The organism is Microcoleus sp. B6-A1, assembly GCF_036705085.1.
Taxonomy (GTDB): domain Bacteria; phylum Cyanobacteriota; class Cyanobacteriia; order Cyanobacteriales; family Microcoleaceae; genus Microcoleus.
This window is the reverse complement of sequence record NZ_JAUBTU010000048.1, coordinates 26,754-50,092: the sequence shown is the minus strand read 5'-3', so window position 1 is coordinate 50,092 and position 23,339 is coordinate 26,754. Positions and strand designations below refer to the sequence as shown.

Below are 23,339 nucleotides of genomic sequence, written 5' to 3'. Positions count from 1 at the left end.
ACGCTTAAGCTATAAGATAAACGACTCTCAATTTCGACAATAGAAATCACAGAAATTTCCAACCCCTGTTCCGATTTGCCAGATAGACCCTTATAAAAATAAGCTTTGCCGTCAGTTTTTTTGCCACTTTTTCTTAAAAAAAAACAATCAATAACAGCAATGATTGTGTGTTCAGGATTTAAGGCAACACGCGAGAAAATATTGATTAAATTGTGGAAAGTTGAAGCTTTTGAGAAAGTGACGACGGTAGGTTTTTTCGCTCAAATAACTATAACGACTGAGATTCGTGAAGTTGATCTTGCCATAGGCTAGCAAAATAGTTGAGAATAAAGTGATTAAAAACTTCTTTTGGGGTTGACTAATCCCTGGCATTTGTTGTAAGATGGATTCCATAATTTTCATAAGGCAATCTGTTGAGCTTGTGTTTTTTTTATAGCTTATTTTATAGCTTAACCTAAAAGAGCGCCTTTTTTTTCTGTTCATTTTGGGTTCCGATTGCACTCACTTTTTTCACTTCTCTATTTTATTGCGATCACATTCCTCTTTAAAAACTGTCCGGAGTATTGTTATGACCTAGACTAGAATTATTCCCGAATCCTAGGAGCGATAGAGTACATCCTAGGCTTACCATCCTAACTGTCCTGACTGTTGCTATAAGTTTGAATTAAACGGAGATTTTTATTGATGAAGTATAATCGATTTCAAGAATTAGATATGATGAGAGGCTTTGCCGCCTGTTGGGTACTGGGCATTCATTATTGGTCTTTCAATATCATCCCTCCATTTTTTGGATACACCAACTTTTTGGAGTATCTAAAAGTAGTGGGTCGAGCCTCGACGCTAGCCAAATTTTTTCCCCTCCCATTTAATGGTGTGGGCAATATAGTTTTTGATTTACTGAATATATTTTTCTTGCTTGGATATCAGGGAGTTCATATTTTTTTCATTCTCAGTGGTTTTGGACTGGCTTATTCAAGGATTTTAAAACCTGATGAAAGCTGGAGCATTTTTATGAAAAAAAAGTTTTTCCGGCTCTACCCTACTTACTGGATACTTTTAGTTGTATCTTTGATAATTCCTCGGTTAAGGTCTGATTTATTTTTCGGCTATTTTGATTGGTTCTCCTTGTGGAGAAGTTTTCTCATTCTCGATAAAGCAATACCATTTTCTTGGTTTATGTTTCCACTAATTCAATTTTATTTGTGTTTCTTTTTGCTCTTTAAATTTTTACAAAAATTTTCTGTCTCACAGTTTATTTGGGCTGCTTTGTTAATTAAATTAACCTATGCATTTTTAATCTTAATGATAGGCTTTAACCTATTTTTTCCAATAATAGGCGATTTCGGTTATCCCGGCTATTTAGCAATTTCAAGGTTATTTGAGTTTTGTTTGGGAATGGCAATGGCAAAGGTTTATGTAACTAATCCTAATCTATTAATTAATTACCTAACGAAACCAATCACAATAGCCCTAGCAATAATTTGTGAAATAGTGGGTATTATGGGTTCGTTAAAGTTTGCTAATCAGATAAAAATTTTAGGCGTAGCTTTTCCTTTTGGAATGTCTTTTTATGATGCATTTATTGGATTTGGCATATTTGTGATTGTGTTTAATGTGTGTAGAAACTTGAGCAAACTATCTGACTTAACAACGAGATTTTTAACATGGATTTCTCATATTTCCTATGAACTATACTTGACGCAGTTTATAGGCTTAATTATTATAAAAAAGTTTTTTATTGTGCTTGTTCAAGGTGAACCTCCTCTTTTGAGTGCTAGTCGTGCTATTTTAGTTTATGTATTAATGATTCAAATTTGTATAGTTATGGCTTTTTTATTACAATACCTAACAAACTCGATCACAAGTCGATTTAGATTAGCGATGGGTTCCTTTACCTCGGTCATAAAATAACCTAAATTAGTAGTTAATAATCACGTGTTATCAAAAACTAGACTTCTGAATTTGTTGCTCGGGTTTTTAATTGCCCTCAGCCTAGAGTTGTTCAGCGGAACGACAACTTTTGCTCAAAACATCGAAACAATTAAAATTTCCGGTACTGCTGCGGGTGTCAGCACTCGCTACATCGGTGCAGTCGAGGGCAATATCAATTTCGACATCAAAGATTTGCAAGATTTGGGAATTAATACCTACCGCATTTACGGCGGGATGTCCCGGTGGGAAGCCGAAGACGACGACGGTAAATACGGTTGGCCATCTATTGACGAAATTAAGACAAATCCAAATATAATTAATTCGGCGCATTGGGATCAGATTATGACTAATCCGCCCCAGGGTAGCGATTATTGGTGGTCGGGCCAACCCGGTACTGTTTGGCAAGGCAATGCCAGGACGATTTTTAATACTCTAAAAGAAACAAATATTCGCCCAGTTGTCAGTATTCGTAATGTTGATAATAACTGGCGGCCGAGTTGGGCGTTGCAACTGAATCCGCCGCGCACAGGAGAAGATTGGAACGAGTGGTGGGAACAGGTTTTTGCTACGGTTTATTGGCTGAATGTTCGCAATGATTACCGCGTTGATGATTGGGAAATTCACAACGAACCGGATAATCGCGATCAGGGTTGGGGCGGGACTAGGGCTGACTATTTTGAATTGGTTAAGGTGGCAAAAGATGCGCTCGACTTTGTTTATAAAACTTATTTGCCTTCGCGCACTTACCGCATCCACGGCCCGAAAACCGTAGGCGGCAGCAATTGGCCGGCTAGTGCTTTGCAGGAAATACCGAATTATTTCGATACAGTCAATGTCCACAACTACGATGCAGATATTTCTAACTACACCCGCAAAGTGCGCGGCTGGATGAACGGTACTGTCCGCGCTAACTCGCAGCTTTGGGTAGGAGAATGGGGAACTTACGAAATTAGCTACGGCGATTTATCTTTAGCTTTAAATTAGATTAAGAATTTGATTCGAGGTTCCCAACCGGGGGATAATTATATTTACGGCAGTCACATATTCTGTTTGTACGACTGGGGAAAGCCGGGACTGCCAGAAGGTTTGCTAGGGGACGGGGGAAAACGGCGCGCGGGCTACTATGCTTTGCGGATGGGAATTAGGGCTTTGCAGGGCGGGAGAGCTAGCTTTTTTCCTATCACTAACAGTTCGGATTTAATGGCAGTTGCAACTCTTGATGCTAGCAAGAATGTTTACTTGCTGGTTGTGAATGACCGACCAACATCTTACACTGTTAATGCTGATATTTCGGAGCTGATAAAATCTGGTAATGGCACGGTGCGGGAGTTCAGTTCTCAAAGAATGGATGAGGTTGTTGGTAGCTTAAGGCTCAAGGGCGGCAATGCGAGTTTTGCACTGGCCGGGAACAGCGCTATTCTCATCAAGTTCGATCGCCAGAATTGAAGATCAAATCCTCTGGGTCATAATTGGGATAAGATAGAATTAGTTATGCTCAGAATTATTTATTTTCTGCCTGTTGGGCCCTGGAACCCTGGAACCCTTGAAGCCTCGAACCCCTAATTGCACAGTTGCAATACCTAAGTCGTCCTGTTGTGATTCCCCTCCTGTCGCTGGTAAATTGGTAGCGTGCAGGTATCTTGCCTCAAACAGAATGCGAGCGAGAGTTCCGTTGAGGGGCAGAAAGTAGGGTGCAGTCTAGACAATCGCAGAAATTCTTGCTCGTAAACCCGCAGCAGTTAGGCTAGGCGAGGAATTACCCGCCCGCTTTCATCTGGGCCCTTTGGCAGATAGCATTGGTTCTGAAAGTCAGAAGCCGTCAACGATCAGGATATGGCACGGAATTAATTTTAAATGCCAAGATGCTGGAAGTAGGGGTGAGTTGAATCGTACAGAAACTTTGAGCGCGCTTGGAAATCTCGCGGGTAAAGCCTCTCAATCAACCTGCTGCTCGCGATCGGCTTTTTCCAACAAATATCACTTTTATGCCCCCTGATGTTTATTCCCTCCCTCAGTCAGGTCATCAACCGCAACCCCCTCACTGTCACGCCTGAGACGCCCGTAGAAAAGGCGATCGAGCTGATGAGTAGCACAGGAGCCAGTTACGTCCTCGTGGTAGAACCGCGCGGGAATTCTCAACTCGGAAATCCCATGAACGGGATTTCCCCACAATCGCGGGAACAGTCGGGTTTCTACAACGGCATACGGCCTGCGCTACACGCAGGAGGCAACGGGCTGCGTCTCAACGGCTCAAAAGCTCCCTATCCGAGCAGCCAGACAGTGCTGGGGATTTTTACAACGCGAGATGTCGTACAGCTAAATTCGATCGGCGCTGCTTTGAGCGGATTTGCGATCGAGCAAATCATGATCAGAAGCGTAACTGTAGCCCGAGAATCGGAAATTCCCGACTTTTTTGCCTTAGCTAATCTGCTGGAGAAAAATCAGATCAGCCATTTGCCCGTCGTCAGCGAGGCTGAAGAACTTGTCGGTTTAATTAGCTCTCAAAGCTTGGTGCTTTTGTTGCAGGGAATTGGGGAACCGACACCAAAAGCAATTAGCAGCGCTTCGCCACCTGCGGCTTTCGCGTTCCCTCGGCCGCTGCCAATTGTGCATCAGAAAGTAGAGCTACCCGCAAGTTTAATTAAACTTTATCAAATCCCTCAAATAGCAGGCTCACGAATAATTCACGCTCCTGCTAATTCTTCGGTTCGCTATTTGGCGCAACTGATGTTTAGACACAATGTTAGTTATGTATTAATCACTGAAACCCCCGATCAACACTCGACTGGTGCTGCTCATAATTCCAAATTTACAAATCCCAACATTCACAAACTGGTTGGGGTGGTAAGTTCGCGGGATATCGTGCAGTTACAGGCCCTGGGAAGAGACTCTAACAAAATTAAAGCGGGAGCAATTTGCAGCAGTTCGCCGCCACTGGTGCGATCGCACTCTAGCCTCGAAGCAGCCGTGGCGCTGCTGCAAAAACACTACTGCCAGTTGCCTTTATTAGTTATCAACGAAACAAATCACCCGATCGGGATTGTCAATCCTAAAACTATCCTTTTACAAGCGCTGGATTCAAAATCTCTGCATTCTGGCTTAATCGCTTTGCAGCGCCAGCTAGAATCTAGCAACGCTCAATACAAAAAACTCTCAGCAGAAATACAGCGGACAGCAGCAAATAGCCACGAGATGGCTGAAATTTCTCACCACAGTTTCGTAGAGCGGCAAAATCTCCCCCCTGCAGTCAACAATCAGGGGATTTGGGACTGGAATCTCGAAACAGATGAGTTTTTTTATTCGGCGCGGTGGCAAGAAATGCTGGGCTACCAAGAAGGGGAAATCTCGAATCGCCGATCGGAATGGTGGAGTCGCATCCACCGAGATGATATTGACTCGGTAAAGGCAGCTTTAGAAGAACACTTCGCCCAAAAGACACCGGATTTTGCAGCAGAATATCGGATGTACTGTAAAGACGGCAGCACTGTCTGGGTGCTGAATCGGGGTCAAGTTTTACGTAGCGCTACTGGCAAACCGCTGCGGGTAGTAGGAACTCATACCGATATTACTCTAAACAAGGAGTTTGAAGTCACAAACCGCGAGCATGATCGAGAACAATTCCATCTATTTGACTCTTTGAAAGCAACAGTAATTTTCCACATAGATGCGGCGGGGGTTTGGAAATTTCTCAACCGCGCTTGGACGGAAATTACGAATTTTCCGGTTTCCGAAAGTTTACAAACTAATTTTTTAGATTGGGTGCATCCAGATGAGCGCGAGCAATGTGCAAATTTATTGGAGTCTTTGCTTTCCGGGAAGTCGGAATTTGAACGGCGAGAACTGCGATTTAAGTCCAAGTCGTTTGCGGGGAAAAACTCCTTGGGAATTCACAGTGATTCCGGCTTTGTTTCCGTTGAAATATTTGCCCAAGTCCGGCGGAATTCCCAAGGCGAAATAGCGGGAATTTTTGGGACTTTGCACGATGTCTGCAACCGCCTCGAAGGAGTTGAGGAACTGCGGGAAAGTGAGCGGGCAATTCGATCGCTCTACGAGGTAATGGTGAGCTCGGAAGGCTCTTTTGACGATCGAACGATCCGGTTGCTGGCAATGGGTTGCAGTCAGTTTGGGATGGATATCGGGCTGTTGGGCAGGGTTTTGGGCGATCGCTACGAAGTGATTGCGGCTTATGTACCGGAAGATTTTCCCTTTGGATTTGCTAAAGGAGACGGTTTTGCTTTGAGCAGAACCTTTGAGCGAGAGGTTTTGCGATCGAGCGAACCTATTTCTGTGGAATCAGCCGGCACTACTCAGTGGCGCAACCACCCCGCTTACAGCGTCCGCAAGTTGGAGGCTTTTGTCGGGACGAGGGTAATAGTGCAAGGGCGAGTTTATGGTACTTTGAGCTTTACTTCCCGCACCACTAAATCTCCTTTTAAACCGCTGAATTTTGAAATTTTAAAGTTGATGGGCAATTACATTGGCGCAGAAATTGCCCGCGAAGAGCGAGAGCGAACTTTGCAACGTCAGTACCAGCGCGTTTTACTACTCAAACAAATTACTCAAAAAGTGCGATCGACCTTAGACACTCAAGAAATTTTTCAAACTACCGCCACCCAAATCGGCCGCGTATTTGGTGTCAATCGCTGTACAATTCACACCTATCTTTCCGAACCTTATCCCCACCTTCCTTGCGTCGCGGAATACTTAGAACCCGGTCACGAATCCGCTTTAGATTTAGAACTTTCTGTCACTTATAACCCCTACACAGAAAAACTCCTCGCTGAAGATATAGCCCTGGCATCTCCCGATGTTTTTGCCGATCCTTTGCTGGAATCTTCGGGGCCGATGTGCCGCCGCATCGGATTAAAATCCATGTTGGCTGTTCGCACTTCCTATCAAGGAGAACCGAATGGAATTATTACTTTGCACCAGTGCGATGCAACTCGCCAGTGGAATCCCGACGAAATTGAACTATTAGAAGATGTTGCCGCTCAAGTTGGCATTACCTTAGCTCAAGCACAACTTTTAGAAACCGAAGTGCAGCGACAGCGACAGTTAGCAGAGCAAAATGAAGCTTTGGATCAAGCGCGACAAGCGGCGGAAGTTGCTAATAGAGCTAAGAGCGAATTTTTAGCGACTATGAGTCACGAAATTCGCACTCCGATGAATGCGGTCATCGGGATGACCGGCTTGCTGCTGGATATGGAACTAACTCCTGAACAGCGGGATTTTGTGGAGACAATTCGTACCAGCGGCGATGCTTTGCTGACTATTATTAACGATATTCTCGACTTTTCCAAGATTGAATCTGGAAAATTGGATTTGGAACGCAGCCCCTTCGAGCTGCAAAACTGTATAGAAGAATCTCTGGAATTACTGGCTCCGAGAGCCTCAGAAAAAGGTTTAGAGCTGGCTTACTTTATTGATGATTCTGTTCCGAAAAACATTTTAGGGGATGTCACGAGGCTGCGCCAAATTTTGGTAAATCTGCTGGGTAATGCAGTGAAGTTTACAGAATCTGGAGAAATTGTGGTGTGCTGTACGGCTAGGCAAATTGAAAAGGTAGCTGCTAACAGTTCGCCCGATAAAATTAATATTCTAGCGCCACAACTGCTAGTAATTAACCAGGGAGAGTTGGCACGTAGCAAACAATACGAGATTCAATTTGCTGTCCAAGATACGGGAATTGGTATTCCGCCAGACCGGATGGATCGCCTGTTTAAAGCTTTTTCACAGGTGGATGCTTCGACAACGCGACATTACGGCGGGACGGGTTTGGGACTGGCTATCAGCCAGCGTTTGAGCGATATGATGGGCGGTACAATGTGGGTTGTCAGCCAGGTTGATCCCCGAAGTTCTAAGTCTCAACCGGGAGTTTCTGCGATCGGAAAAAGTATCGCTGGAAAATCGCCTGGAGAATTTACTTCGCCGTCGATATCGGGTTCGGGTTCGATTTTTTATTTTACGGTGACTGCTGAAGCCAATGACATCCGGGCTGAGGAAAAAAGGCCGGAATTTGCCGCTGGTAAGCGCTTGTTAATTGTTGAGCATCATGCCATTAATCGGCAAGTTTTGATCCGTCAGGCAGAGTCTTGGGGAATGATACCCATGGCTGTAACTTCGGGTGCTGAGGCTTTGGAAATCATCAAAGGAAACTCGCCGCTCGATTTAGCTATTTTGGCGATGAATCTACCAGATATGGACGGTGTGGCTTTGGCTGTGGAAATTCGGAAATTTGAGCTGAGCAATTTGTCCGGCGGCGACGGTCTAAATCCGAATGTCAGCGTTAAAAACCCTCGCAAAATAGCACTACCTTTGGTGCTGTTTACTTATTTAAGTAAGGCGGAAGTTTGGAAAAAACTTGAAACTACAGAAGTACATTTTTCTGCTTTTTTAACTAAGCCTTTAAAACAGTCCCAGTTTTATAATGTGTTGCTGCAAGTTTTTGGATATGTTACTGGCAGAAGTAGCAGGGGAGAAGTTTCAAATGTGGTGACTTTGACTTCGGGATTGAAGTATTTTGAAAATTCTCAAGAACAACACCGCGTGCAGCGGACGCCTGCTGTTTTGAGGCAGGCTGCGGGGAATTCTGCTGGACAGGATGGAACTAATTCTAGTCAGATTCGGATTTTGCTGGCTGAGGATAATGTGGTGAATCAAAAAGTCGCTACGCATTTACTCGACAGGATAGGATATCGGGCTGATATTGCGGGTAATGGGTTGGAGGTTTTGGAGGCGCTGAAGCGGCAATCTTACGATGTTGTGCTGATGGATGTGCAGATGCCGAACATGGACGGGTTGGAAGCGACGCGCCGCATTTGTCAGGAATGGCCTGCTAACAAGAAGCCGAGAATTATTGCGATGACTGCTAATGCGATGCAGGGCGATCGCGAAAAGTGTCTGGAAGCAGGTATGGACGATTATATTACTAAGCCGGTACGCCGGGAAGAGTTGGCGATCGCCTTGAGCAAGTGCTCACCTCTGAATCGGGATGAATTGGATGCGGTAACAGAGGAAAACAATCAAGATATTTCTGATGACATTGACAGTGATACTGCGGCATCTTCGAGCGTTCAACCGGGAGCAGATTCGCCGATTGATTTTCATATTTTGCAAAATCTCCGCGAGCTAGACGATGATGAAGACCCCGATTTTTTGGGGGAGCTGATTAAGATATATTTGGTAGACGCACCGCAACATTTAGAAACTATTAAAGAGGCTATTTTTCTCGGCGATGCTGATAGTTTGAAGCTGGCTTCTCACACGCTGAAGTCGAGCAGCGCCAATTTAGGAGCGGTGTCTTTTTCTGCTGTTTGCAAGGAGTTGGAATATATGGGTCGCTTGGCGGTTGAGTCTGGAGGGGAACAGGTTTTTGATGTGAGTACGGCGCGCGATCGCCTGTTGGAAGCTCAAGCGGAGTGGGAAAAGGTGCGGGCGGCTTTTGAGACGGAATTGGAAACGGGGAAGTTGCGATCGCAAATAGGGTAATTTGTTATATCAATTCCGGTTGTACTCCTCCGGAATTGTTGACTGTTGACTGTTGACTGTTGACTGTTGACTGTTTGAACAATACCGATGCAACCGAAAACGATATTATTTGTTATTTGTTGGTTTTTGGTTGTTAGTTGTCAGTTTCAATGCCCAATGCCCTGTTTGGCCAATGCCCTGTTTGGCCAATGCCCAATGCCCATATTTAACTTTCACCTAAATATGCTTTGCGAACAGTTTCATTTGACTGCAAATCGCTAGCAGTACCAGCGACTACAACCTGACCGGTTTGGATGACATAGCCGCGGTGGGCTACACTTAAAGCCATACGGGCGTTTTGTTCCACCAGCAAAATAGTTGTTCCTTCAGCATTAATATCGCGGACGATCGCAAAAATTTGACTGACTAACATCGGTGCCAATCCCATACTCGGCTCGTCCAATAATAACAAGCGGGGGCGCGACATCAAAGCGCGGGCGATCGCCAACATTTGCTGTTCCCCGCCGCTGAGAGTTCCTCCTTTTTGACTAATTCTTTCTCGCAAACGAGGAAATAAATTTAATGCTTTTTCCATATCGGACTTGATACCGAGAGTATCGTTGCGGAGATAAGCACCCATTTCTAGGTTTTCTTGCACCGTCATGCGCGGAAAAATCAACCGCCCTTCGGGACTTTGAGAAATTCCCAAACGGACGATCGCCTCTGTAGATAGTGCTTCTAAAGGCTTTCCCTCAAATAATACAGTGCCTTGGCGCGGGCGCAGCAGTCCTTGAATCGTGCGGAGAGTGGTCGTTTTCCCCGCCCCGTTGCTGCCGATTAATGTCACAACTTCTCCCTGCGAGACTGTTAGCGATACCCCTTTGAGAGCGTGGATATTTCCGTAGTAGGTGTGTATGTCTTTAATTTCTAACATGATTACTCTTTCTGCTTTGTGCCTTTTTATATTATCCAGACTAATTATAAATTTTTATTGCATTTAGTGAAAATTAACTTTTTTAGAGTAAGCAGTAATTTTACTTAGAAGAAGACTCAGCGTTAGCTCCCATACCATCTATTTTTAGTAGTGGGGCGATCGACTTTACATAATTTTTACTTAAACACAAGCTTTCTTGACAGTAGCTTTACAAAAATCTCTAAGTATATAGCTAGTATTGATACGTAAGCGCAACCAACCGCTACAAGTTACCAATAACAGCACTTAAAATTTTAAAAATTTAAGGAGATTTACCATGAAATTACATCACAGTACCGGAGCGATCGCATTTTTATTAGCTACTCCTTTAGTAACCGGCTTGACTATAGGTATAGCGCCCAGCCGTGCTGCCATAATAGCAGGTTCTGCCGCCGAAGTAACCATGTACAACTTCAGTCACAGACCGAATGAGAATGGTACATTTACTAACACTTACACTCAGACAATAGCTAACAGCGGTTTAGTCATTAGCAAAGCGAAAGCTGAGGCATTTTTTATATCTAACTGTCACGAATTGCTTGCAGAAAATCTCTCGCAAAGTAAAGTGCAAGGTGACGGCAATAACTATTCTGGTTTAGCCCAAAGTCAAGCAGCAGTGATCGGTGACTTCTCTATCAATGCGGAAGAAACTTTTTCCTTCACAGTTGAGACTATTTTACATCTTTTTACATCTGTTAGTAATCGGCAATCAGAACGGGCTAGCGCCAAAGGAGGTATATCTTTTTCATTGATTGACACTGTTTCTAACATTCTTTTAGACTCATTTCAACTTGCGCTCGGTTTACACTCTTTTAAAGCCCCGGAATTAAGTTCGTCATACAACCTCGCGGGAAACTTTAATCCCACACAAATTAACTTTGGTTTTCTGGATCAAGGTAATACAAAAAGCCTGAGCTTGTATACTTCCGGAGTGTATTCGCGGACTTTTGATAACGCCACTAACTTAAGATTAGTAGAAGTTAAGAACAATATAGTATTGGCAGAAGCAGAACCAGTTCCAGAACCGACTACTATATTAGGGACGGCCATGTTTTTCGGTTTCTTGGCAAAGGGGAGAAAACTTAAGAATCCATTGTCGGAAGTTAAATCCAAAGTTGAGAAATGATGCCAAACATCTAAGTAGGTCAACTATCACTGTTGGATACCCGACTTCTTAAAAAAGTCGGGTATCGGGTTATTCTATATTATCCATTGCCATCTTCTTCTTTTCCCAAATATGCCTCAATCACCCGAGGATTTGCGCGAACTTCTGCCGGAGTTCCCTCGGCAATTTTAGTACCGTACTCCATAACACTCACGCGATCGCTAATTCCCATCACCACTTTCATATCATGTTCAATCAGCAAAATACTCAACTTCAACTCATCGCGAATCCGGTAAATAAAGCGAGTTAAATCAGCCGTTTCGTTCGGGTTCATCCCGGCAGTCGGTTCGTCCAAAAGCAACACTTTCGGATCGGAAGCCAAAGCCCTGGCAATTTCCAATCTCCGCTGGTCGCCGTAGGAAAGGTTTTTTGCCAACTCCGGCGCTTTAGAAGCACCTAAACCGACAAAATCAAGCATAGTGAGCGCTTTTATTTTAGCTTCCCGCTCCTCCAGATTCGCAGTGGGAGGGCGGAGGATTGCACCCAACAAACCTGTTTTCAATCGGCAGTGTCTACCTACTAAAACATTATCCAGCACAGTCATGTTATTAAACAAGCGGATATTTTGAAAAGTTCTAGCAATGCCGAAAGTTGTCAGGCGATCCGGAGGTAAACCCGTGATATTCTTCTGTTCCAAAAGCAACTGGCCACCACTCGGTTTGTAGATACCTGTCAGCATATTAAAAAAAGTAGTTTTGCCCGCACCGTTGGGGCCGATCAAACTGGCGATCGAGCCTTTTTCCAATGTTAAACTAACCTGGTTGACGGCAGTCAAACCGCCGAATCGCATTGTAAGTTGCTGTGCTTCTAATAATGACATTTTGGTTATGTTTCCTAATATTTTAGAGGAGTGCAAGCGGGATACTCGCGAGCTTTCACGCACGCGAGTCAATTTGGGATATTTTAGGACATATTCTCTAGGGTACAGACAAAATAGAACTTAAAAAGATTAGATTCTAGCGAACGGCCAGGGCGATATTGTGCGTGTAAATCGGCAGTCGAAAAGTTTTCAATAACATTGAGATTGAGTTCGTCAGCCAAAGTTGCAATGTTTTCAAACCCAGTAATCCACGGTGCATACATACTTTCGTATTTATCTATGTAATCATTGATATCTTGGTAGCCCGTCGTTCTCAAAATCACCTTTTCCGACATATAATCAAAGGACACTCGAAAATTAGGAACCTTGTCCCGAATTTGTTCTAATACAAATATTACATCTTTTTTGTCAAGCAAGGTAGTGTTGCCTTCCCACAAAAAATATGTCGGTCGCTCGAAATCAACTTCGCTCTGTTTCAGCAAGGAGATTAAACCGTCTTTTACGTAATCGCCGGGAAGGTAGCGAACATTGGCAGTAACTTTGTTAGCTTTGAGAGTTTCTTCTTTTAATTGAAGAGTAGCGCGATCGTCTATTTCAAAATAAGTGACTTTTTCGCCATTAATTCTAGCAGCGCGAGTATCCAAACCCGAACCTAAAATAACTACTTGCTTGCAACCTCCTAAAATTTGATTAGACAAAACATCATCAAAATATTTAGTCCGCAACTTAACCATTTCTTTGGCTGCGGGAGAGTTTTGAGATATTTTGGCAGCTATTTCTTTTGTTTCCTCATTCAGCCAGATTTTTACTACATGATCAGTGTAAAGAGGAATTGCCTCTTCATTCTCTTCTGCTCTAAATTCCGCAACGATAAAAGCAGTACCAGTTACATTTTTCATGGCTAATCTTTCACCCTTACTAAGTAGTTGGTTACAAATAAACATTAGATGGGGACGGGGTTTTTACACCCCTAAACTCCCTTGCATCCTAGATTCTTAGCTAAACCCGCCTACAAAATACTAGGGTTTTTGCCCTTACCTACTTATTGACTTCTCGCATCTGCTAAAGACTCATTGCTCGCTTCAGCATCCGAATGCAGTTCAGCTTGGTGTATTTTATCAGGAATCAGTCCCTCCGGCCGCACGAGCATCATGACAACAAGAGTTAGGCCGAATAGAAATAAGCGCATTTGAATCGGGTCTAAACTGGTTGCCAGAAAGTCTCGCAACTGGGGAATTGCAATCCTGGGGAGTACAAAAGTATTCAGAAAACCCTTGAGGACTTGCGCTAATTGTGGCAGATAAAGTCGATCGGCAGACATGATAATGATAGCCCCCAAAATCACCCCGGTCATGTTGCCCAAACCGCCTAAAATCACCATACACAGGATGATTACCGACACAGAGAAATCGAAAACGCTGGGAAAAATTGCGCTGATATAGGCGGCGTAAAACGCGCCTGCAAAGCCCGAAAACGTCGCTCCCATCGCAAAAGCCGAAAGTTTGGTTTTGACGAGGTTAATGCCCATCGCACTAGCCGCTAATTCATCTTCGCGCATGGCATTCCACGCCCTCCCCAAGCGGGAATCTCGCAGCCGCGAGATCATGAAGTAAGCGAAGACAACTAACAGTAAAATTAGGTAGTACCAGGGAAAGTAGTTGCCTGTGCTGAAAGTGCCGACGATGGGGAGAGATGGACGCCCGATCGGGTTTATTCCCGCTTCGCCGCCGGTGAGGTTAAAAGGTCGATCGCACCCAACCAGACACAGCACCAATTCGGGTTTACCCAAAACAGCAGCAACAATCTTCGAGACGGGTTCGTCGATGCGAATCGCAGTTAAATTCCTAAAGACAACCGGGATAATTTCGCCAAAACCGAGGGTAACAATCGCCAAATAATCGCCCTTGAGCCGCAGTGTCGGAATACCCAGGATTACGCCCGCGATCGCAGCTACACCGGCGGCGATCGGCAGTACCACCCAAAAGTTCCAAGCAATATTTAACTGTCCAGAAGATAGCAAAGCTGTCGTGTAAGCGCCGATCGCAAAAAACGCCGCATATCCCAAATCCAACAAACCCGCAAAACCCACAGTAATATTCAAACCCAGCGCCAGCATAATAAAGATTTGAATCTGTACTACAGTAGCAATCCAGCCAGTCTGAGCCTGAATGTCGATAAACGGAAACAGAATTAGAATAAAAGCTAATGTCACCAGAGTTGCCAGCCGCTGGCGTTCCCCCTGCAAACCCTGCAAAGCACCCATTAACGTAGCTGTCAAAATTGCGATCGTCAAACTGCAAATCCCGTACAGCAGCGTCGTCGGCAAAGCAACAGCAGATTGACCAGACAAAGGTCTAATCAAAACCCCTTCTACCACACTTGCAATTAATAGCCAAACTCCCAATCCTAATCCCCCTAAACTGCCGATAGTTGCACCCATTTTCGGGCTGTACACCTTCTGCTCCCGACAGCTAATAAAGCCCGCCGCCGTACCCATTAGCCAGCCGATCACGGTGCCGCTCCAACCGCCGAATAACAAAACAGTGAAAGAGGCGATCGCCCCTAAAATACCAGTCGATTTTATCGCATTAATTATTTTTTTTGACATAGGAAGAAATTATTAGTCATTAGTTATTAGTCAGCAGTCAGTAGTTAGATGCAAGAATGCTAGGAATTGCAGTTATAGATGCGACTGACACAGGCAGTGCCAATTTCTGCCTCAAGCAACTCGATCGACGGCAGGTTCGGGAAACTGCTGAGCGGGCTAGCTACAGTTTAGAGTCTTTTGAGAGCGATTGTTTCACCACAGCGATCAAAACTTCTAATATACTGGAACTGTTACCGGAACACACTTCAAACGGGCGATCGCTATATGGTACAAGCACCTCAAAAAACTATCACCCTCGACGAGTTTTTGCAACTCCCAGAAACCAAACCCGCTAGCGAATACGTCAACGGTGCGATTTTACAAAAACCTATGCCACAAGGAAAACACAGTACAATTCAGGGAGAACTCATCACGAGGGTTAATGCAGCGGGCCAACCTCACCGGATTGCTTGGGCATTTCCAGAACTTCGCTGCACCTTTGGCGGACGTTCTATTGTTCCCGATGTCGCAATTTTTGTTTGGAATCGCATTCCCCTAGACGCTGACGGGGAAATTGCCAATACATTTAATGCTCACCCAGACTGGACAATAGAAATTTTGTCCCCAGCCCAAAGTCAAACCAAAGTCACAAACAATATTTTGCACTTTTTGAATGCCGGTTGCCAGATGGGGTGGTTGCTCGATCCCGATGAAAAAAACATTTTAGCCTATCCCGCCAGGCAGCAGCCTATTTCCTTGCAAGAACCAACAGATATACTTCCGATGCCCAATATTATGCCGGAAATGCAGTTGACTTTAGGCGAAGTTTTTGGCTGGCTCAAACCAGGGAATATTTAATTTGGCGTACAGTATTGCAGTCAATTGAGAAGCACTATCTTATTACTTGAAAATAAAAATTTACTGCTACCGATCGCCCCATTAAGTATTTTTTCAGTAGTATGATGACGGCGAAGGCTGACTATTTTTCATCCTTAACATATAGTTTAAGCTTTTGCAGCAGGGGTAGTCGGCTTCCTCTCCTTACATAATTCTTCACCCTAGTATGCACGACAATCAACCAATTATGGCGTTGCTTAATCAGGGTATGAAAAAAATAAGTTGAAAATCCAGAAGCTTTGTGGATACTGGTTTCTATGATTGGCATATTTAGTCTTTCATACCGTAAATCAGCAACGCCGAATTTTCAAGCACAAGTCGAGATCAGACAATTAAAACAAGAATTATGCAGGAGAGAACCTGCAACCTTTTGGGGGAGCAGGCTGTGAAGGCTCCCCCTCTTTGCTGGTTAGCGTACTCCACTTGACCAAGATATCTTCCAAGATGTACAGTTAATTAGCTAGCGCTGCCCTTGTCTAGGTTCCACTAGCTTACCGCGTAGTTTTACAGGTCAGAGATTTTTTTATCTCATCACAGCCAACATGAAAATTCCAATTTATAGGAACACCACTTATCTCCTGATATCAATTCTTGTAGTGGCAGCTATTTTCCGATTGATTAATATCAATCAGCCATTTATTGATAGCTTTAGTTGGCGGCAGTCAAGCACAGCCATGATGGCCGAAAATTTCTATCGCAGAAATGGGAATATCTTCTACCCTGAAGTTAGCTGGGATGGGCCAGGGCCTAGCTATAATGGACGGGAATTTCAAACAGTTACTTATATTACAGCCCTTCTCTATACTTTATTGGGACAGCATGATTGGGTGGGACGCAGCGTCGTTGTCCTGTTTAGCTTGTGGGGAATATTTGCCTTCTATCAGTTAGTTTATCGTATTTGGGATCGGGATCGCGCTCTTATGAGTGCCGCAATTCTCGCAATTTTTCCAGGCCATATATATGTGGATCGGTCTTTCCTTCCCGACCCGGCAATGGTGGCATTAGTTGTAACAAGCTTCTGGATGCTGATTGCTTACCTACAAACTGACCGCTGGTACTATTTATTGCTTGCCACCCTCTTTGCAACTTGGGGCTTTTTAACCAAACTACCAGGTTTAATCATTGGCATTCCGATGCTCTATACAATATTTGTTGTCCTGGGTAATCGAGGATTACTGCGTCCGAAAAAGCTGATAGTAATTGGAGTAGCTGCCATTTCCATCCTCCTGCCCGTAGCTGCCTATTATTTGTGGGCGAGGCATCTTGCTCTCACCTATCCGCCTTACCACTTTGCTGGCAGCGGGAACTGGCTTTGGGATCATGGGTTACGGGAATGGTTACAAAAGAAATATTTTATCCCTGAACTTTATCATCTTATTTCTCGGCGGATTTGGACATATCCCATCATGCTCCTTGTTGCTATTGGTTTATTCGTTCCCCCTAATTATAAAGTTTCTACCCAAGAATCAGAGCAGCAGCCAAGTAATGTAGCCGCACGAGTACCAGGGATGTTTCATTGGTGGATACTTGCTTTTGCGATTTATTACTTCATTGGCGCTCAACAGCTCGTCACAAATTACTCGAATTTAAATATTGTTAACCCAGCCGCCGCCGCTTTAGCAGGAAATGGCCTGATAGCACTTGCTTCATTCGCCAAGCGAGCCGGAGGTTCATCTTCAGCATTAGCACTCATAACGGCAATACTACTAATCATTTCTGGAATTGGTTATAGACAGTTAAACGTATGGTGCTATTCTCCTGTGGCAAAAGATGGCTACGAACTAGGGATAGCTTTGCAGCAAATAACTCAACCAAGTGACCTTGTTGTTACTATAGCTAATCGTGGAGGTGGCGATCCCGTCGCTATCTATTATAGTCGCCGACGTGGCTGGGTTTTTCCTCCGGCTATTTATTGGGGTTCTCCTCCTTCGAGTCCTCAAGAGAGCAGGATAAAGAATAGTATTTATTGGAAATATCCCATAACAGATGATACTTTAATTGCCATCTTGGAAGATTTGATTACCCAGGGAGCCGATTGGATGGGAATTGTTAAATATGGCAATAATCAAATTGCCAAAGATAACCCTAAATTGGTTGCCTACATTCAAAAAACATTGGAACTCTATCAAGAAACACCCAACTGGGTTATTTATCGAAGGCCTCCCAAAATTAAAACAACCAAGCGCTCGAACCAGGGTACTTTGGGGTCTTATTTGTCGGGAGTAGATTATTGAAATGGCATGAGTGAGTGGGTCACTGGACAATCCATATAAGCTGTTTTGCATTTAAAGTGTGATACAAGCATTACCGCTGAGGGGGTGACAACTAGAGTCAAAACATTGATAGAATTAATGACATAGCCCTCATACCCCTCGGAAAAAATCGTAGTTTATTGCGCCTAATTCCGATTAATGAGCGTAATAATGTATTGACTTGCATTCCACGCCAACTCCCTCCGCTTCGCTGCGCCCCACATTTACCCTATAATCCCATCCAAAAACTACTATGGCGAGGTATCGAGCGCCCGTATTCAGTTAACCTACCCACATATTTTTGACTTCCCATTGCCTTGATTTTTTGACCTTGAATCCCAGCACAACTTTAAGCAACGGCGTTTGGCGCCATCTGCGAGGGGTTTTTTCGCTCCCGATATCCCAATAATCCGCCTAAATAGTTCCTAACTCCCGTTTTTGAGCTTGATGACCAAAGATATCGTCAAATCTTTGACACCATTTATCAAAGCAGGGGGGCATCGCGGCGGGGGTCGTCTCTTTCATTGCTCATTATTTAACGTTATATGCTTGCTGATACTTTTAATTCAGACAATCCCCGACAATCGGCGAAAATCTTCAGATAGCACACTCATCAGATACGTCTGAGAGTATGGTGGTATCCCACAAAGCTTTAAGAAAAATTCCTAAAGCGCCATTGAAATCGCGAGGTATTTCATAACCGCAGTTGGGACATCTCAAAGTTTTAGAGCCACCTAACTTTCTCTGAATATGACCGCATTTTGTACAAGTTTTGGAAGTATATTCTTCCGTCACTCTAACCAATCTCGAACCGTAACGATTACAGAGATGTTCTAAGGTTTGCGAGAACTGATAAAATGCCCAAGTCATCATCGCCCTCGCCGACTTGGAATTAAGTTTGCGACTACCTCTTGCCACCATTTGAGAAGTTTCAAAAGTAGGTAGGTAAATAACATCGTAATTCCGTGCTAAATAGCTCGCTACCTGCTTGTGAATTTCCGACCGCAGGTTTTTGATTTTAGTTCTAACTTTCTCCATTGCTTGTTTTAGCCGATAACGCAATCGAGAAAACTGACCGCCCTTTGAGCATCCAAATTTTGACTGCATCTTATCCAAATGCTGGCACAATCGCGCAATCTTCCCAAAGTCATGCTTTCCAAATTCAGTAAAAGAATTGCCATCAAATCCAGTCAGGAAACAGCGCAGTCCGGGGTCGAGTGCGATGGTCTTGCCGCCATTTTTGGGTTCTGGAACGTCCATATCTATAGGCATATTTACGAACCAGCGTCCCTTATTGTAGGTGACTTCTACTGCCTTGTCATAGTTGATTAAGCAGGAATCCTGCCCAGTCCAGAGAGGTTTTTCTAGACCTTTGCTAGCATTGAGCATTAGATGACCGTTCTTATAGTCACCCGGAGCGAACTGAATAGTCTGTTTTTGGGCTCGAATTGACCTGAATCGAGCTAATTTCAATCCGACTAAAGGATTGGGTTTTGCCTTTTTTCCTTTACCTAACTGAGCTGGCTGTTTGTCGGTTTTCTTCCAAGCTGTATAAGCCTCGAAAAGGGCGTTGTCCAAACTATGTGCTATTCCCAATTCTTTGCACCATTCCGGGATGATCTCGCAACAAGCGAGTTTTACAGTAACTCCGAAAAGCTTGCTTACCAGAAGTTTTTGAGACTGGCTGATTAGTCTTTTTGTCTACAGTGTAGTAGGTGAACTTTCCTTGATGCTGATTCAGGTAAGCGATTGCATTGTTATACACTTTGCGATTGGCGTGAATTCTCAACATCCAGACTTTCTTCGTCTCCCCCTTTGGGTAAACTCGGTACGTCAAAGTCTTCAATGATTTGCTTTTTATACTTTCTGAGTCCGTACAATCGGCAACGGTCGCCGTGGATGATGGCGAGTATATCTTCAACCATTTCTCTTTCTGGACTAAGTGAACTATTGTTGAGAACCAAAATCTTACACCCGCCCCGCTCTGCGAACCATGAGATAATATCGAATCCGAACCGGCATAATCTATCTTTTGAGGCAACGACAACCATTCCGATGTCGCCCGTGTAAATGTATTCCAGTAGGGTGATAAGACCTTTTCTTTTGAAGTTAAGACCGCTCCCAATGTTTTGGATAATTTCACATCCGGGGTAGCGAGACAGAAGAAAGTCAGCCTGTCGGAGAAGGTCGGCTTTTTGACTTCGACTGCTAACTCTGGCGTAGAGGATGGTTGGTTTAGTAGATGGAATATTGACAACTGAGTCTCCGTCGTAGCGTCGCTGTCCTGACGGCGTTCGGTATGCTTTGATTTTCCCTTCTTTTTCCCACCTTTCAAGGGTTTTTGAACATACTCCAAGTCGTTGAATAGCGATTCTTGGTGGTACATATGTGGACATATTGGGTTTTTTGAGTGAATTATCTCAGTCTCTATCAATTGTCTGCCTTATGGCGGGAAATGTCTAAGAAAAACTCGTCCTGGAGATTACTCTTCAAGCATTAGAACTCATTTAGCTCGTATTTTTTGTTTAAGTCCCGATAAGTATCTCTTGCCATTATTTCAACCGTGCCACTTCAAACCTTCTCCTGAACATTCTCGCCCAACAAACCCCCTGGCCGAAAAGCCAAAATCACCACTAAAACCCCAAACACCCAAGCATTAGTCCAGCGGCTCGACAAATACTGATCGCTTAAAGACGACAGCAACCCAATCAAAACCCCTCCTAACATCGCCCCCACAATATTGCCAATTCCCCCCAAAACCGCCGCCGTAAAAGCCCTCAAACCCGCCGTAAACCCCATCGTAAAAACAATAGTATTGTTGTACAGACCAACCAGAATTCCAGCCGAACCCGCCAAAGCTCCCCCAATCAAAAAAGTCAGAGCAATAATCTGATCCACATTAATTCCCATAATTTTAGCAGCATCGCGGCTTTGAGCCGTTGCCCGCATCGCCTTTCCCAGACGAGTGTATTGCACAAAAACATGAAGCAAAACCATCAATACCACCGCCACCACCAACACAATTAAATCTTTCGTAGTAAATACAATACTCGTTTGAATTCCCAAAGCTTTGAAAATATCCACTCGCGGTAACAAATCGGGAAAACTTTTCGGCGCCGCCGAATTAGAACCCATCACTGGAATAAAAGCTTTCAATCCTCCCCAAAATAACCCCATATTTTGGAAAATAAAAGAAACTCCGATAGCCGAAATTAAAGGAGCTAAACGGGGAGCATTTCGCAAAGGTCGATAAGCATACTTTTCCACAACAATATTCAGCCCAGCACAAAACACCGAACATACAATTAAAGCAACTAACATCACCGGTATAGCAACAGCTAAAGGTGCGCCATCTTGAATCCCAAAAGCTCCGAACACGGTTAGGGAAGCAAAAGCACCCAACATATACAAATCGCCGTGAGCAAAATTGATTAACTCAATAATGCCATAAACCATAGTGTAACCCAAGGCAATAATTGCAATCAGCGCGCCGTTGACCAGACCAACTAATAATTGTTGAATCAAAACTTCAGGATTGCTGAGTATTTCTCCAACGATTTTTGGCAAATCAAATCCTGCGATCGGGCCTAATAGCAAAACTATATAAACTACACCTAGATATAAGAGAATACTTTTCCAGTTCTTCATGTTTTTGAGTAATTGGGAATTGGGAATTGGGAATTGGGAATTGGGAATCGGGCATCGGGCATGGGACATTGGAGGGAGAAGGAAAAAGGCATAATTTTTTATTATCCCTTCTTCCTTCTTCCTTCTTTCCGAGATCCGTTACAGCCGTTATAAAATCCGTTGCCTAACTTCCCTCTGCCCTCTAATTAATTATTCGGTCTTGAGCGCATTCACGAACTCCCACTTGCCACCTTTAACCACATTTCCTGACATTGTAGTCAAGCTTGTGTCGCCGTTGGTGTCAAAACTCCAAGTGCCGAGTACCCCGTTAAAATCTTTAGTTGCCAACACAGCTTCGCGGATAGCAGCGCGGTCATTTTTGCAAACTTTATTAATTGCGCCGATCGCAACTTTAGCAGCTTCATAGGCATAAGCTGCATAAGCTTCCGGTTCAGCATTATATTTTGCCTTGTAACTTTCGTACCACTTCGCACCCACACCCGTCAATTCTTGAGGAGGCAAGCCGCCAAAAGTAGCGTAAATTCCTTCGGCATCTTTGCCCGCCGCGTCAATTAAAGCTTGCTCTTTAATGCCGTCGGGCCCCATGAACTTAACTGCATCAGCCGCCATCCCAACATTTCTCATGTCTTTAATTATTTGTCCGGCATTGCTCTGAGTAGTGCCACCGAAGTAAATCATGTCGGGATTTAAAGCTTTGATTTTATTCATTAACGCCTTATAGTCGCTAGCTTTAATATCAATTCCCTCTCTTCCGAGGACTTGAATTCCCAACTTTTTAGCAGTGGCTTCAAAAACATCAGCGATGCCTTTGCCGTAGAGTTCTTGGTCGTCGAGAATGTAAACTTTTTGCACCCCTAAAGATTTCGCCCAGTTGCCAGCTACAGCACCTTGAAGGTCGTCAGCGGGGACAACGCGGGTGAAATTACGAGTGCCAGCGGGATAATAAACGTTGGGTTCTTTGGCTTCGCCTTTTCCTGGTTTAGTCAGTCCCGGATAAGTGTTGGCCGGACTGATCATGACAATGTTAGCTTGGTTGAGCACGGGAATGGAAAGTTTGGCTGCACCGGAGTTATAGTGACCGATGACGGCAACTACCGAACCGTCAGCGACGGCTTTGTTAGAGTTCGAGGTTACTTGGGCCGGGTCCCATTTGCCGGCGGCGGCGGTGGCGTCATCGAAAACTTCGTATTGGATTTGGATTTTGCCGTCGCAAGCTTTCGAGTTGGTTTCGGCGAGGGCTTGTTGGATGCCGTTGACCATTGTTTGAGCTTGACCCAAGGCGCTGCCTGTCATCGGGAGCATGGAGACAATCTTGACAGTATTTGGGTCGCCGGGGCTGCTGACTGCGACGGGAGTGGCTGCGGGACTGGTTCCGGGGCTGCCTCCGGGAGTTGTGGCGGTGGGTGCTTCAGGATTTTGACAGCTAGCGCACAGAGAGGCTATTCCGGCGGCAAAAAGTAATTTCCGCAATCCTACGACGGCGAGATTGTGTGTTGAGTTGATTTTTGGGGGTGTGGCACTTTTGCCGCCTGACTTCTGGGAAAAGTTCATAGGTTGGTTCGTTTGTTGGTTGCGTTTTAGCATATTTCCACTCTCTA

Annotated in this window: 16 protein-coding genes and 1 pseudogene; 8 read left to right on the top strand and 9 right to left on the bottom strand. The window is 44.4% G+C overall.

Annotated elements, in window-relative coordinates; genetic code table 11:
• Positions 1-684 precede the first annotated feature (684 nt).
• The 4 genes from QUB11_RS18505 (at position 685) to QUB11_RS18490 (ending at position 9,420) form a co-directional block, all read left to right on the top strand.
• A complete protein-coding gene (locus tag QUB11_RS18505; protein ID WP_333205495.1) occupies positions 685-1,911 on the top strand; it encodes an acyltransferase family protein in 1,227 nt (408 codons plus the stop codon).
• A 24-nt stretch (positions 1,912-1,935) separates the two neighbouring features.
• A complete protein-coding gene (locus QUB11_RS18500; RefSeq protein WP_333391333.1) occupies positions 1,936-2,916 on the top strand; it encodes a hypothetical protein in 981 nt (326 codons plus the stop codon).
• A gap of 9 nt (positions 2,917-2,925) precedes the next feature.
• Positions 2,926-3,378, top strand: a complete 453-nt coding sequence (locus QUB11_RS18495) for a hypothetical protein (protein WP_333391331.1) — start codon at positions 2,926-2,928, stop codon at positions 3,376-3,378.
• A 549-nt stretch (positions 3,379-3,927) separates the two neighbouring features.
• The gene (locus QUB11_RS18490) at positions 3,928-9,420 is read left to right on the top strand and encodes a response regulator (protein ID WP_333391329.1); all 5,493 of its coding nucleotides are present in this window, start codon (positions 3,928-3,930) and stop codon (positions 9,418-9,420) included.
• Between the two features lie 205 nt (positions 9,421-9,625).
• Here QUB11_RS18490 and QUB11_RS18485 read toward each other — a convergent pair whose 3' ends face one another.
• Positions 9,626-10,333, bottom strand: a complete 708-nt coding sequence (locus tag QUB11_RS18485) for an ABC transporter ATP-binding protein (RefSeq protein ID WP_006631855.1) — start codon at positions 10,331-10,333, stop codon at positions 9,626-9,628.
• A gap of 316 nt (positions 10,334-10,649) precedes the next feature.
• Between QUB11_RS18485 and QUB11_RS18480 the strand changes: the two genes are divergently transcribed.
• Positions 10,650-11,498 carry a PEP-CTERM sorting domain-containing protein gene (locus QUB11_RS18480; protein WP_333205459.1) on the top strand — a complete coding sequence of 283 codons (849 nt, stop codon included), beginning with the start codon at positions 10,650-10,652 and terminating at the stop codon, positions 11,496-11,498.
• A gap of 79 nt (positions 11,499-11,577) precedes the next feature.
• Here the strand turns inward: QUB11_RS18480 and QUB11_RS18475 are convergent, their stop codons facing one another.
• The 3 genes from QUB11_RS18475 to QUB11_RS18465 all read right to left on the bottom strand — a co-directional run bounded on the left by QUB11_RS18475 (position 11,578) and on the right by QUB11_RS18465 (position 14,965).
• On the bottom strand, positions 11,578-12,357 hold the full coding sequence (locus tag QUB11_RS18475; protein WP_333205460.1) for an ABC transporter ATP-binding protein: 780 nt from the start codon (positions 12,355-12,357) through the stop codon (positions 11,578-11,580).
• Between the two features lie 83 nt (positions 12,358-12,440).
• Complete coding sequence (locus tag QUB11_RS18470; RefSeq protein WP_333205461.1) at positions 12,441-13,256, bottom strand: class I SAM-dependent methyltransferase; 816 nt, start codon at positions 13,254-13,256, stop codon at positions 12,441-12,443.
• 143 nt (positions 13,257-13,399) lie between these two features.
• Complete coding sequence (locus tag QUB11_RS18465; protein WP_333205462.1) at positions 13,400-14,965, bottom strand: ABC transporter permease subunit; 1,566 nt, start codon at positions 14,963-14,965, stop codon at positions 13,400-13,402.
• Positions 14,966-15,021: 56 nt separating this feature from the next.
• On the opposite strand from QUB11_RS18465, the gene QUB11_RS18460 reads away from it, so the two are divergent.
• The 3 genes from QUB11_RS18460 (at position 15,022) to QUB11_RS18450 (ending at position 18,075) form a co-directional block, all read left to right on the top strand.
• Positions 15,022-15,300: a hypothetical protein gene (locus tag QUB11_RS18460; protein ID WP_333205463.1), complete on the top strand. Its 279-nt coding sequence runs from the start codon at positions 15,022-15,024 to the stop codon at positions 15,298-15,300.
• The gene (locus QUB11_RS18455; RefSeq protein WP_333205464.1) at positions 15,230-15,802 is read left to right on the top strand and encodes a Uma2 family endonuclease; all 573 of its coding nucleotides are present in this window, start codon (positions 15,230-15,232) and stop codon (positions 15,800-15,802) included. Before QUB11_RS18460 ends, QUB11_RS18455 begins: the two co-directional genes overlap by 71 nt.
• 581 nt (positions 15,803-16,383) lie before the next feature.
• On the top strand, positions 16,384-18,075 hold the full coding sequence (locus tag QUB11_RS18450) for a glycosyltransferase family 39 protein (RefSeq protein ID WP_333205465.1): 1,692 nt from the start codon (positions 16,384-16,386) through the stop codon (positions 18,073-18,075).
• A gap of 373 nt (positions 18,076-18,448) precedes the next feature.
• Here the strand turns inward: QUB11_RS18450 and QUB11_RS18445 are convergent.
• The 5 genes and pseudogenes from QUB11_RS18445 to QUB11_RS18425 form a co-directional block, all read right to left on the bottom strand.
• A pseudogene (locus tag QUB11_RS18445) lies at positions 18,449-18,618 on the bottom strand (IS701 family transposase); the annotation flags it as partial.
• Positions 18,619-18,690: 72 nt separating this feature from the next.
• The gene (locus QUB11_RS18440) at positions 18,691-19,671 is read right to left on the bottom strand and encodes a transposase (protein WP_333205466.1); all 981 of its coding nucleotides are present in this window, start codon (positions 19,669-19,671) and stop codon (positions 18,691-18,693) included.
• 179 nt (positions 19,672-19,850) lie between these two features.
• Positions 19,851-20,489, bottom strand: a complete 639-nt coding sequence (locus QUB11_RS18435; RefSeq protein WP_333205468.1) for an IS607 family transposase — start codon at positions 20,487-20,489, stop codon at positions 19,851-19,853.
• A 175-nt stretch (positions 20,490-20,664) separates the two neighbouring features.
• Entirely contained in the window at positions 20,665-21,741 is a 1,077-nt protein-coding gene (locus QUB11_RS18430; protein WP_333205469.1) for a branched-chain amino acid ABC transporter permease, read from the bottom strand.
• Between the two features lie 189 nt (positions 21,742-21,930).
• Positions 21,931-23,325 (bottom strand): branched-chain amino acid ABC transporter substrate-binding protein, encoded by a 1,395-nt coding sequence (locus QUB11_RS18425; protein ID WP_333205470.1) that lies wholly within the window; start codon positions 23,323-23,325, stop codon positions 21,931-21,933.
• Positions 23,326-23,339 lie beyond the last annotated feature (14 nt).